At 31.7% G+C, this 12,995-nt stretch carries 8 protein-coding genes; 1 reads left to right on the top strand and 7 read right to left on the bottom strand.

Annotated features, from left to right (window positions below):
- Positions 1-48 precede the first annotated feature (48 nt).
- The 6 genes from WHD08_RS16985 to WHD08_RS16960 all read right to left on the bottom strand — a co-directional run bounded on the left by WHD08_RS16985 (position 49) and on the right by WHD08_RS16960 (position 9,698).
- Positions 49-1,164 carry a hypothetical protein gene (locus WHD08_RS16985; RefSeq protein WP_208889943.1) on the bottom strand — a complete coding sequence of 372 codons (1,116 nt, stop codon included), beginning with the start codon at positions 1,162-1,164 and terminating at the stop codon, positions 49-51.
- A 67-nt stretch (positions 1,165-1,231) separates the two neighbouring features.
- Positions 1,232-3,154, bottom strand: a complete 1,923-nt coding sequence (locus WHD08_RS16980; RefSeq protein ID WP_208889944.1) for an FAD-dependent oxidoreductase — start codon at positions 3,152-3,154, stop codon at positions 1,232-1,234.
- Between the two features lie 134 nt (positions 3,155-3,288).
- Positions 3,289-4,935: a sulfatase gene (locus WHD08_RS16975; RefSeq protein ID WP_208889945.1), complete on the bottom strand. Its 1,647-nt coding sequence runs from the start codon at positions 4,933-4,935 to the stop codon at positions 3,289-3,291.
- A 20-nt stretch (positions 4,936-4,955) separates the two neighbouring features.
- Positions 4,956-5,855 (bottom strand): GDSL-type esterase/lipase family protein, encoded by a 900-nt coding sequence (locus WHD08_RS16970; RefSeq protein ID WP_208889946.1) that lies wholly within the window; start codon positions 5,853-5,855, stop codon positions 4,956-4,958.
- Positions 5,856-6,036: 181 nt separating this feature from the next.
- Positions 6,037-8,109, bottom strand: coding sequence for a glycoside hydrolase family 127 protein (locus tag WHD08_RS16965; protein ID WP_208889947.1), 2,073 nt, complete (start codon positions 8,107-8,109; stop codon positions 6,037-6,039).
- A gap of 20 nt (positions 8,110-8,129) precedes the next feature.
- The gene (locus WHD08_RS16960; protein WP_208889948.1) at positions 8,130-9,698 is read right to left on the bottom strand and encodes a sulfatase; all 1,569 of its coding nucleotides are present in this window, start codon (positions 9,696-9,698) and stop codon (positions 8,130-8,132) included.
- A gap of 153 nt (positions 9,699-9,851) precedes the next feature.
- Between WHD08_RS16960 and WHD08_RS16955 the strand changes: the two genes are divergently transcribed.
- Entirely contained in the window at positions 9,852-11,459 is a 1,608-nt protein-coding gene (locus tag WHD08_RS16955; RefSeq protein WP_208889949.1) for a helix-turn-helix transcriptional regulator, read from the top strand.
- Between the two features lie 23 nt (positions 11,460-11,482).
- Here WHD08_RS16955 and WHD08_RS16950 read toward each other — a convergent pair whose 3' ends face one another.
- Positions 11,483-12,961 carry a sulfatase-like hydrolase/transferase gene (locus WHD08_RS16950; protein WP_208889950.1) on the bottom strand — a complete coding sequence of 493 codons (1,479 nt, stop codon included), beginning with the start codon at positions 12,959-12,961 and terminating at the stop codon, positions 11,483-11,485.
- Positions 12,962-12,995 lie beyond the last annotated feature (34 nt).

Here is a 12,995-nt window from a genome sequence, read left to right as displayed (position 1 = left end):
ACATATCAAAATTACCATACTTATAAAAAATAAAGAGATAAATGAGGATTACAACAAAGATTTATTACTTCTCTTGAAACTATTTAAAATTTCGTTTTGTTCTGCTGATAAATTTTGATTCTTCAAAAACCAATACCCTCTTCTAGCTTTGATAAAATCTGCTTTCAATAAAGGAAAAACGTTTTCTACCACTTTTTTAGAATTCGGATTTTTAGATTGCATTAAATCCAGCATAAAGGAAACCTCTTGATAGGTTTTTAACTTAGAAAATTCATTACTTAAAATATCTAAATAAGAATTATCTGTCTTATAACTTATTGATTTTAAAGATCTAATTGCCGCTAATTTATGAGCCGTTTCTCCCTTTACAAACACCTCTTTGGTGGCAGAAAAATAAATGCTTGAAGGAGACTTTTCTAAATAATCAAAAGTTGATTTTAATAAAGACTTTTCTTCTAAAACTCTTTCGGTTATCCTATTGATAAAAGGTGTTTTGTAATTTTTTCTTCGTTCTAAATCACCTAAAGCAATATTAAAATAAGCCTGATTTTCATCACCTAAAAAAACCTTTAATTGTTGCTCAGAAACGGACTTTCCTGTAATCTCTTTAATTTTCTGAACAATTTCTCCGTTTGCCCAATGCCATAAAGTATAACATGTTAAAGCGGCTCCAGGAACGGTATCTTCTTCATCTAACTCAAGAGCTGTTGCTCCAGAAATAGCATCAGATTCATCATCAACAACCGTTAATATTTCATCAATATAAACATCTTTAAAAGGAGATGCTATATTTGCTAGAATGCTATGTAATTTCGGATAATCTTCCGGATCAAATATAGCATCTTCATATTTTTCTAGTGTTGCTCCATTTTCTAATTTATAACGTTGGTATTCACCTAAATTATTCCAAAATATTCTTACGGGAATAACTTTGCAAACTTGCTCTAAACAAATTACAGATTGTACATCCATATAATATTCTGTGGGAAGTCCGTTTTCATCAACATTCTGATTCAGAATAATAGTTAAAGACTCCTTTTCCCCAGGATGATTTACAACGATTTTATGCTGAATGGGTTTAGTTGAATTTAAAGGAACCTCAGCGCCACTAATCAAAAAAAGTGGAAGCAATATCCATAAATATGTTTTTACAAAGTTTATCATCAAATACTAAAAAAAGTTAGTGTTTTTAGACCTCACAGGTTTTAAAAACCTGTGAGGTCTTTAATTATTATGCATAACAACGCAATTCGAACAACTTCACGTTTTCTGCACCATAAGTTTCTGTCATTTTTACTCTAATAGCGGTCGTTTTTACGCTGCTAAACTTCATTTTAATCAAACGTGTTCGATTGTCCGTAATAGCACCTAATGCTACCCATCCCCCGTTAACTCTTGCTTCAAAACTTAAAGCTTTCAACATTTCTTTAGGAACTGTATTTCCATATAAATCGTCGTTTTTACTGTCTTTACGCATCATAATATTGCGTTTTACATTGGTATCACACTTAATTTCTATAGATGATAATGTAATTGGAGATTCCCATTCAGCCTGAATTTCAGCTGAAAGTCCATCTGATTGCCAGTGATTAATTTCTCCGTAAATATCTCTCGAAATTCCGTTTGTTAAATTTTTAGCATCACCAGAAGAAGTAGATGAACCAAAAATGGTACTTGCTTTTTTAGCCAAATCTTTTGGGTCGTTTGCATTTCTCTTCGGAATAAAAACATCATCTCTCATTAATTGCTCTTGTAATTCATTAATATGCTTTTGACCAACTTCTCTTGGCAAAACATCATATTTATTACAAATTGTAGCTGCGGTACCAACCGCCTGACCCTGCAAAGCACAGGTAGCCATAATTCTACTAGAAGAAAGTGCAATATGCGTCTGACTTACATTTCTACCAGCAAACATTAAATTAGACACATTTTTAGAATACAAACTTCTAAATGGAAATTGATATACTTCTTTAAAATGATAATGAAAATAACTTGGTGGCTCGGAAATATTCTCAATTCCACCAGGATTGTGCTCATCTAAAGACCAACCTCCAAAAGCAACCGCATCTTCAAAATGTTTGTGCTCTGTCATGTCTTTTTCAGACAAAATATGATCTCCTACAAAACGACGAGATTCTCTTCTTCCGGGTAAAGAACCTACCCAATCTAAGGCTAAATTTTCCGCTTCCGGAAATTTTCCTGAATTTTTAATATAATCCCAAACCCCATGTAAATAGCCCATTAATTTATGTCTATTCACTTCTGCTTCCGCAATAATATCATCTTCACTCCCAACTTCTATCCACCAAATTCCTTCATGAAAACCTGCAAATTTCCTCCTTTCACTTGCACCTTCATGCGTGTATTTAATAGCATAAGAAGGAGGAGAATATTTCATCGGTTTCCCCATATCTTTAGAAGACATTAATAAAGTTGCCCCCATTTGCCAACCATCTGGCTCGTCTGGTGCATATTTTTCATTAAACTCTGCCTTTCCTTCTCTACCTGTTCTATATTCCGCGCCAGAAGTTGCAGCTAACAATCCATCACCAGAACAATCTATAAAAATAGGAGCATTTATAGTAAACATTATTTCTGTAGTTGCTTGCCAACACATTGCAGATTTTATTTGATCTCCATCCATCACTGCATCTACCGCTTGGGTATTTAACATCAACGTTAAGTTGGGTTCTCTCACTACAAAATCATATAAAACATGATCGAAAACAGGAAAAGCCTCTTGCTCATTATCAAAACGATTGTGTAATAAAATTTCTTCAATGATGCCTGTTTCTCGTTCTGCTTTTCCTTTTATATTGTTTACTCCGTTTAAATGCACGCGCATTTCACTTGAAGCATTTCCTCCTAAAACAGGTCTGTCTTGAATTAATACTGTTTTATCGCCATTTCTTGCAGATGCAACAGCTGCGCAAATTCCTGCTGCTCCTCCACCAATTACGGCAACATCATATCCATCTGTTTTTTTTCTTGAATTCACACCTGATTTACCGGTTCCTAAATGATACCATTTATCATTTTCTCTATCATACACCATATCATTTGTACTTGCACATGATGTTGCTATCATAGGTATGGCTCCAACTGCTATTGCTGCTGTTGCTCCTTTTTTAAAAAAATCTCTTCTTCTCATTATAATGATGTTTTATATGTTATTTCTTACAAATATATTTTTAACTTTTCAACAGAAATCTGTGAAATCCGCGGGACATTTTTTACACGATTATTAAATCTCCCAAAGATTTCGCTGATTAGCGCAGATATTTTTTATATGGCTTTCTTTGGAGTATTTCCTTCCCAACCTTTATTAAATTGTATCATAAGCTCATCTACTAATTCGGAGTTTTCATTCGCGATATTCTTCGTTTCTAATGGATCTTTTTGATGATCATACAACTCAATAAAAACGGGTGCTTTTTGTTTATTTTCTCTGTCTTTCCATACGATAAATCGGTATTGAGCTGTTCTCATTGCATAGCCCATTAAGTTGTTTTCAAACAAATCTCTGTCCCATTTATCTTTTTGTTGAAGTTTTATTTTCTCTTCAACTTCCTTTAACAATGGACCAAAATAGGTTTCTCTCATAGCTTGTCGTATTGGAAAAGCGCCCCATTCTCTTAAAGCTGATGATGGAAACTGACTAAAAGCAGCTGTTTTCCATGGTGTTTCAGGATTAGACAATAAAGGTTTAAAACTTGTGCCTTCCACATGTTTTGGAATTTCTAAACCTGCTAGTTCTGCTAACGTAGGGTACATATCTACCAGTTCTACCAAGGCATCTGTTGTTTTTCCTTGACTTCCTTTTGGCATGTCTGGAGTCCAAATTAATAATGGAACTCTTGTAGCAATCTCATAATTCGTTGCTTTTCCCCAAATGCCCATATCTCCTAAATGCCAACCGTGATCACTCCAAACAATTATAATTGTGTTTTCTCTTAGACCTTCTTTTTCTAAAGCCGTAATCATTTTACCAATTTGAGCATCCACATAACTTACACACGCTAAATATGCATGTTTTAAGGTAATTGCTAACTCTTTATCAATAGGGCCTTTTTTAGGAATTCCACTTCTAACTCTTAGCTCAAAAGAAGGATGTAAACCCATGGTTGCTCCGTTTTTTGGACTTTCCACTTGGGTTGATAGTTCAATGTTGTCTCTGTCGTATAAATCCCAATATTTCTTTGGTGCTACCCAGTTTAAATGTGGCTTGTTAAATCCTAATCCTAAGAAAAAAGGCTTGTCACTTTTAGCATTCATTTCTTTCATTGTTGCAATTGCCAATTCAGTATTATAACCATCAGAATAGACATTATCAGAAACATCCGCAGATTCATAAGCAACACCAGAAGCTAAACCATACTTGGCTACAGCACCATATTTAGCAACCATTTCTTTTTTTGTTTTTACACGATCTTCATTGTTCTTTTTTAATGCAAATCCTACTGGTTTTTTAACACCTTTCATACTATCTAAAGCGGGTAATCTACTCCATGATTTTTCGTCGTCTAAATCGCCATGATGAAAAATTTTACCGGTATACACAGTTTCATATCCGTTATTTTTAAAATGTTGTGGAAGTGTAACCACATCTGGATTTACTTCTCTAAATTTGATATAATTATGAAAAACCCCACTTGTTTCTGGACGAATCCCTGTTAACAAGCTTGCTCTTGATGGTCCGCAAATGGCTTGCTGACAATACGCGTTTTCAAACAACAATCCTTGTGTTGCTAGTTTATCTAAATTAGGACTTACAGCAATATCAGATCCGTAACACCCTAATTCTGGACGTAAATCATCAATACCTATAAAGAGGATATTAGGTCTTTTCTTAATTTTTTCTTGTTGATTTTCAACTTTCGATTTACAACCAAAAGCAAGTGTTAAAATCAAAATTAATTGAACTATTTTCATGTGCTAAAAAATTACTTTTATTATTTATTTGTTAACTCTAAAATCTTTTTTCTCATTATTGGATTCCAGATTTCATATCCCAATTTATTTAAATGCATCCCATCCTGAATAAAAATATCCGTTTTCAATGTTCCATCTGCATGCAACATCAGAGTGGCTAAATCAATAAAATAAACATTTTTTTCTTTTTTACTAAAATCCAAAAGCTCTTTATTGGCAATCGCTTTGTTCTTGCGGATATCTTTCCCTATAAAATCATCTACCATTACAGGTTTCATAGAAAGTAGTAAAATAGGTGTTTTAGGAAAATCAGCTTTAATCTTCTCTACCAGTTTCTTAAACACAACTACAGCTTCTTCTGGCGCTTTTCCTTGCTCAATATCAATATCACAATAAATGGCGATAATTGAAGGATTGTATTTTTTTATAAGTGCGTTGTAATGAAATATAATTTCATGCATATTCATACCTCCAATTCCTCTATTAATAACAGAAAAATTTGGAAATGAAATAGATGTTTTCCAACCAGCAATACTAGAACTTCCAACAAATAAAATTGAATTTTCTGGAAATGAATTCTTATCATCAAAATTCTGAAAATTAGCAACTGCTTTTTCAATTCTATCGTTCCTTTTTATGCTGATAGTATTACTAGTTTTTCTAAATTTATCTTGATTCTTATGAAACAAAGACATCGCCTTTTTATACTTTTCTGGATGTAAATTATAATCTAATTTATGATCCTTCCAATATGTTCTAGATTCTTTATAAAAAGAATTTCTAACGGCATCAGTTACCACCTCTTTTTTCAAGGAATTCTGAAGAAAATCTACAAACTGTGTATCGTTAAATTTGGTTTTCTCTTGGGAAACAGTAGCATTACCAAGACACAAAAGCAGTATTAAAATTAGTCTAGACATTTTATATTTTTTTTGGTTATCAATGAATTTTTGTTAATTCTCAGCTCTAATATTGTTAATTAATGTTGTTTTTTTATCCTGAATGGTTTCAAAAACCTTGTAGGCATAAAATTTGAAAATAAATTAGTTTATTTACTAAACTTACAAGGTTAAAATAAGACCTTGCAGGAGCAGAATAATATTAATCTATCGCCAAAGGCAACCAAACACTCATTTCTGAAACACCTCTATTCGACCAGGCAAAATAAGGAACGAATTGTACATTATAATTCTCAAATTTTGGATTTGATAATGTTCTGTACATTCCTTCTTTTTTATCTTTTCTAATTTTAATATTTCCTGAAATAGTAGCAACTCCATTTAATAATTCCGGTTTATAAGTTGCTGTTAATTTTGATTTTATTGGTAAATACACATCTAAAATATCAGTTCCTTTTGGTAAATCTGGCGTTTCTACGCAATACACAACTGGACCTCTTTTTATAGCTGCTTGATTTCTTACTTCTTCTATTAATGGATTCCCTTCTAACAATTTAATATCCATAGGAAGATTTAAAGTAATAACATCTCCTTTTTTCCACTGTCTATTTAAATTTGCAAAAGTTCCTGGTTTCCCTGCTGTATTTTGAGTTTTTCCATTTACAGAAATTTTAAAACTAGTTGCCCAATCAGGGATTCTTAATAGTACATCAAAAGCATCATTTTTACATTCATCAATTGTAATTTTTATGTTTCCATCCCAAGGATATTGAGTTTCTTGTCTTAATTTTATGACAGATCCATCTTGTAATTTTGTGTCTAATTTATTTGCTCCATATAAGTTTGTAGCAATTCCGTTTTCTGACAAACTATAAGCCCAAGCAGAAGATTTAGCAATGGTTCTTACTAAGTTTGGTGGACAACAAAAACAAGGAATATATTCAACTCTATCGGGATAATCTGTACCACCCATTTTATGATTCGCAGTTCTTCTTAGCGGATTTGTATAGAAATACGAATCTCCTTTTAAGCTGATACCAGAAAGCGCACTATTGTACAAAACCAATTCCATAACATCTGCATGCTTCGACTCTCCTTTTATATTCAACATTCTATAATTAAACATGGCGTTACACAAGTTTGCACAGGTTTCATTATAAGCATGTGCATTGTGCATTTCATAATCTATAGTAAATGCTTCATGTACAAAATCTCTATTCGATGAACCTCCATCATGTTTTTGACCGCAAGCTCCAGTAACAAACATTTTTTTATCTACAATATTCCCCCAAATTCTATCTAAGGCATCAATTAAAGCTTTTTCTCCAGTTTCTGCATACACATCTGCTGCTCCTGCATAATAATACAAGGCTAATACAGCATGACCAACAGCTTCATCTTCTTCTCTTAACGGAGTTCTCTCTTGTGTCATATCACCAATATTGTTATATCTAACTGATGGATGCGTTTTTACTTTCGACTTCCCTCTCATATTGATGAAAATTTCTGCCAACTCTAAATATTTTTTATCTTTTGTGGTTCTATACAACTCTACCAATCCCATAATTTGGACTTGATTAAACCCCATACGTGCTAATTCTGCAGATTGAGGTTGAAAAACATCGTATAAATTATTTGCGTTTTTAATTGCGATATCTAAAAAATTAGTTTTCCCCGTAACTCTATAATAAATACAAGCAGCAATATATAAATGACCACTATTGTACATTTCATGATACTTTCTTTCGGAAAATGGTTTTCTATTTTTATTGGTGGTTATCTGTGTTTGTAAATACCCATTTTCTAGTTGTGCTTTTCCTATAATTTCAATTAAATCATCTAACTCCTCAATAATTTTAGGATCCTTATTAATTGCATATATGTAAGTTGCAGCTTCCATCCATTTATAAAAATCGCCATCATGCCAGAAAAAACCTTTATGCTTGCCTTCTTTTAATCCTGCCGCAATTTTAAAATTATTTAAAGCATGTCCCACATCACCTTTTAAAACCTCTCCCATATAAGGAACCATTACTTCTTCTGCGACTTTAAACTTATCGGCCCAAAAACCATCTGTCCATTCACAATCGCCAATATTTAAACTTTTTAATTTAACATACGGACTGTTGGTATAATTAATAATTCCTTTACTGTTATCTAAATCTAAAACATTTGTTTTACTGGTGCTAATTGCTAACTGTTTCGGAGCCTCTTTAGATTCCTTACACGCTATAATCAGCAATAAAGAAAATAAGATAATAGGTAGTATTTTCATTTTATTTAATTTGAATATTATTATTTTAGAAGCAATTCTTTCAATTGTACTTTTAAATTTTGTTTTATCTTTTTGTATTTTTTATCCATTGCCAAATTGGTCCATTCATACCCATCTTTTGTATGATCGTACAATTCTTCTTTACCATTTACATATAAAATATATCTGTATTTTTCTGATCTTACTGAATAACTTTGCTCTTTAGGATCACTACTTTTCGGATTTCCTCTTACCACCGTTAAAGCTATATTTGGTCCTTTCCATTGTGGATTTTTAGGATTTTCTAAAAATGGCTTTAAACTAAACCCACTTAACGGTTTTCCTAATTCATTTTTAGTATTGCTTGCTTTTATATTGGCAAAGTCTGCAATTGTTGGATACAAATCAATTAATGATACTGGGTGATTTACACGTTGCCCCTTACTTCCTTTACTACTAGGATCTCTAATAATCATTGGTATTCTTGTACTTTCTTCCCAAAGGTTATTCTTATATAAAAAATCTTTTTCACCGATATTATACCCATGATCACTTACTAGAATTACCACCGTATTTTTATCAAAACGACTTTCTTTTAAACTTTTTAAAACCTTCCCTATTTGATCATCAGTAAAACTTACACAAGCCAAATATGCTTGTAAATATTTACGTAAACCATCATCTATATCATTGTAAGAAGCTTTTAATTCCTGATAATGCTGCGTCCAAGGCATCGCCCATTTAAAAGTTGAGCGGTAATAAGTATCATCGTTATCATTCTTTTTTATCACCGGAATCTTTAATGTTTCTAAAGGATACATATCAAAATACTTTTGTGGAGCCACCAAAGGAGTGTGAGGTCTCACAAAACCTACAGCCATAAAAAATGGTTTATCCGCATCAGATTTGTCTAATCCTTTTAATTTCTCAACTGCCCAATTCGCACTTAATTCATCGTTCATTAAATCTCGATCATCATCATTTATATATTTAAATGCCTTTCTATTTTTTGCATCATACCAACCATTATATCCTGGTGTTTTATCTGTTGCTTTTACATTTGGCACCTTTGCTAAAGACATAAATAATCCATCATTTTTATCTGTAGAATATTCTTTTGGCATTAATGGATGTTGAACTACCTTTTTACCATTAAAAGCATAAGGTCCAAAATCATTTTCTATTCCATATTCATTCCATTCAGATTCTACTCTGTGATGCATTAATTTACCGGTTGCATATGTTTTATATCCATTATCTCCCATAAATTGGCCGATGGATTTACTATTACTTAAAACGTTGTTGGTTGTCCAATCATCAAACCAAAAATTATGTGAAACATGCGGATAAATTCCTGTTAAAAAACTTGCTCTTGATGGCGCACAAATAGGTGTATTGGTGTGTGCATTTGTAAATACAGTTCCTTCTTCTGCTAATGCATCCATATTTGGAGTTTTCACTTGTGGATGTCCCCCTAAAAATCCAGTATAATCTTTTAAATCATCTACTACAATTAGAAGAATATTTGGATTTTTACTTTGAGCATAACCATTTAATAAGAAGCTTACTAAAAAAACAGTACAAAACATTCTTAAAAATCTGTAATTCATCGTGAGTTTATTTTTAACCAAAACTATGGAATCATATTAAAAATCACTCTAAAAAACCAATTACAAAAACTTAACATTCACTATTCTTTTTATTTAAACAACTTAATAAAAATAATTGTTTATATTTGAAAATAACACCATATAATACTGTATATGAAAACATTAAATAACTTACAAAAAAATTTTTACCTTATAATTATACTTAACATTAGTGTTTTACAGTGTTTACAAGGACAGCAATTAAAAACTCATTTTAAAGAGCATATAATTCCTTTAAATATGCCTTTTGATTCTATTTCTATTTTTTTAACTAAAACAAAAAAACAAGCGCTCATAAAAAAAGACAGCACTTTGTTAATTAACACCCTTATTACTCAAAGTAGGTTTAATAGATTTAAATTAAATTACCTAGAAGCGTTTAGTTTTGCTGGTGAAGCCCTTTTTATATCCGAAGAATATAAGAACCAACTTTTAATAGCAAAAGCCAATGAAGAATTAGGTGTTTTAACCTATTTATATAAACAAAACGAAGAATCTGAAAGCTATTTCATTAAAGCCCATGAACTATATAGAAAACTATATAAGCATCACAAAATTGACGTATCAGAAATTTACAAATCATATTATAATTTAGTTTTACATTATCAACGTATTACAGACAAAGAAAACCTACAATCTTATATTGATAGTTGTATTGTTCTTTCAAAAAAAACGAAACTACCTCCTATCTATTCTATTTTTCTTGACGAAAAAAAAGCAAGCATTAGTGAGTGGAATAATGCTCCAGATGAAGCGTTAAAACTACTAAAAAATGCAGCACAGCAATTAGAAAACAGTGCACCAAATTCTGGATTAAAAAACAAGGACAGGAAGTTTTTGCTAATTATTTATGGCAGAATAGCAATCATCTATCATAAAAAGAAAGACCTTAATAAAGCCAAATTTTATTTTGAAAAATTCGCTAAAATAAAGGGAGATTTAGGAGAAACAACCTTCTATAAATCGTTTTTATACTCACGCTATGCGGAAGTTTTAAAAGAACTAAATTTATTTTCACTAGCCTATGAATATGAAAAAAAATCTAATGATATCAGCAACGCTTTACTAAACCCTAGAAACGAAAAAAACAAAGGTTTTTTAACCATTAAAAACTATTACAAAGAAGAACTTATAAAAAAAAGAGAGCAATTAAATATTAAAAACTTAGAATTGGCTAAGGAGAAAGAAGCCCTTCTTAATTTTAGAATTACGCTGTTTATCATCCTATTTTTAGTAATTATTTTAACCTTAATTTTTAGACAAAGAATTAAAAATTTAAAGTTTGAAAAAAAGCAGCAAAACTCTAAAGAATTATTAGACGTTAAGAATAAGGAACTCACCACAAACACGCTTCAATTAATAGAAAAAGAACAAGTAATAAAACAGTTAAGCGATTTTATTAAAGAAGCAAATCCGGGAAACAAATCAAAAATAATTTTAAAAACGATCGAAAGAAGCTCTACCAGTTTATGGGATTCTTTTAATAGAAGATTTAATCAACTTAACAAGGGTTTTTATGATCGTTTACAAGAAAAAGTACCCGATTTAAGTAGAGCAGACAGAAAGCTTTGTGCACTGATAAAACTTAACTTTTCAGGCAAAGAAATGGCACACCTTTTAGGAATTTCTTTAGGTAGCGTGCACGTTGCAAGACACAGATTGCGTAAAAAAATGAAACTGGAAAGACATCAAAATCTCACCAGTTTCATTACTTCTATATAAATACAATCTCGTATTTATTTAGTCTATTTTTTAGTAGGAAGATCCGTTAACATATCTACCTCAAAAGTTTCGTTGTATTGTGGCATTCTACCATCTTTCCATAATTCTTCATCTTTTGCAGAATAATACCATAAAGGTTGCGCAAAACCTTCTGTCCATTTTTGAGTTTCTGCGACCATTTTTTTAAGACGTTCTGGATATCTACCTGCCATATTTTTCTTTTCATGAATATCTTCTGTAATATTTGTCAATCTCCAAGGTTCATTACCCATACGTGTAATTTTCCAATCTCCTAATCTTGCTCCCACATCACTAAAACCATGACGATATCTTAAACAGTAAATCATATCTTCTTTATGCGCATCTGTTTTATTTATCACCGATTCCATAATGTCTTTACCTGCTATTTTTTTGTCATTCGGAATTTTAGCATTCGCTAATTTGGCAAACGTAGGATATAAATCTAAAGAAGAAACAGGAAAATCAAATTGCTGACCTTTCGCTATTTTATTCGGATAATGAAAAAACATTGGTACTCTATAACCGCCTTCCCAAGCATCTCCTTTACTACCTTTCAATGGATAGTTATTAGCTCCGTGATCAAAATTACCACCATTATCACTCAAAAATACAATTAACGTATTATCATATTGATTGGTTTCTTTTAACGCTTTTACAATTTTTCCAACACCTCTATCTACCGCATATACCATTGCAGCGTACGTTCTTCTATCCTTGTCTTTAATACTACTAAAAACCTTTAAATCTTCCTCTTTCGCCTCTAAAGGAACATGTGGTGCATTGTACGCTAAATAGATAAAGAAAGGCTCTTTTTTAGTAGAAGCTAATTTAATATCTTTAATTGCTTCTCTAGACAATGCATCTGTAACATATTCGGTTTCTTTAACTTCTTTACCGTTATGCTCTAAAGGAAGAATATAATCGCGAATTTCCTTATTTCCTGCTTTTACTTGTTTCTGATAATCTTTCTGATATTTTGCAGGAAAATAATTATGCCCTCCACCAAGAAAACCATAAAAATTATCGAAACCTCTTTCATTCGGATGAAATTTTGGAGCACTTCCTAAATGCCATTTCCCCAAAGCACTTGTATAATAACCCGCATCTTGTAATACTTTAGACATATAGGTTTCTTGTGTAGGAATCCCCATATTGTCGGCATCATTCATACTAGAATTGCTATGAAGATTAAAAGCTGTACCCATTTGTTGCGGGTAACGACCTGTTAATATAGAAGCCCTACTTGGTCCGCAAAAAGGATGCGCTACATACGCCGAAGTAAATATGGTTCCGTCTTTGGCTAACTTATCTAATTCTGGTGTAATAATATCTGTAGATCCATTAAAACCAACATCATTATACCCAAGATCATCACACAAGACGAATAAAATATTTGGACGCTCTTCTTGCGCTGTACATCCCATTATGGTTATAAATGTTCCGAAAAACAATAGTTTTAGTTGATTTGAAATTTGTTTCATAATACTTTAATTTTAAAATGATATTTAACGAATT

The organism is Polaribacter sejongensis, from assembly GCF_038024065.1.
Classification (GTDB): domain Bacteria; phylum Bacteroidota; class Bacteroidia; order Flavobacteriales; family Flavobacteriaceae; genus Polaribacter; species Polaribacter sejongensis.
The sequence above is the reverse complement of the archived record's forward strand: the minus strand, read 5'-3'. Positions and strand labels throughout refer to the sequence as shown.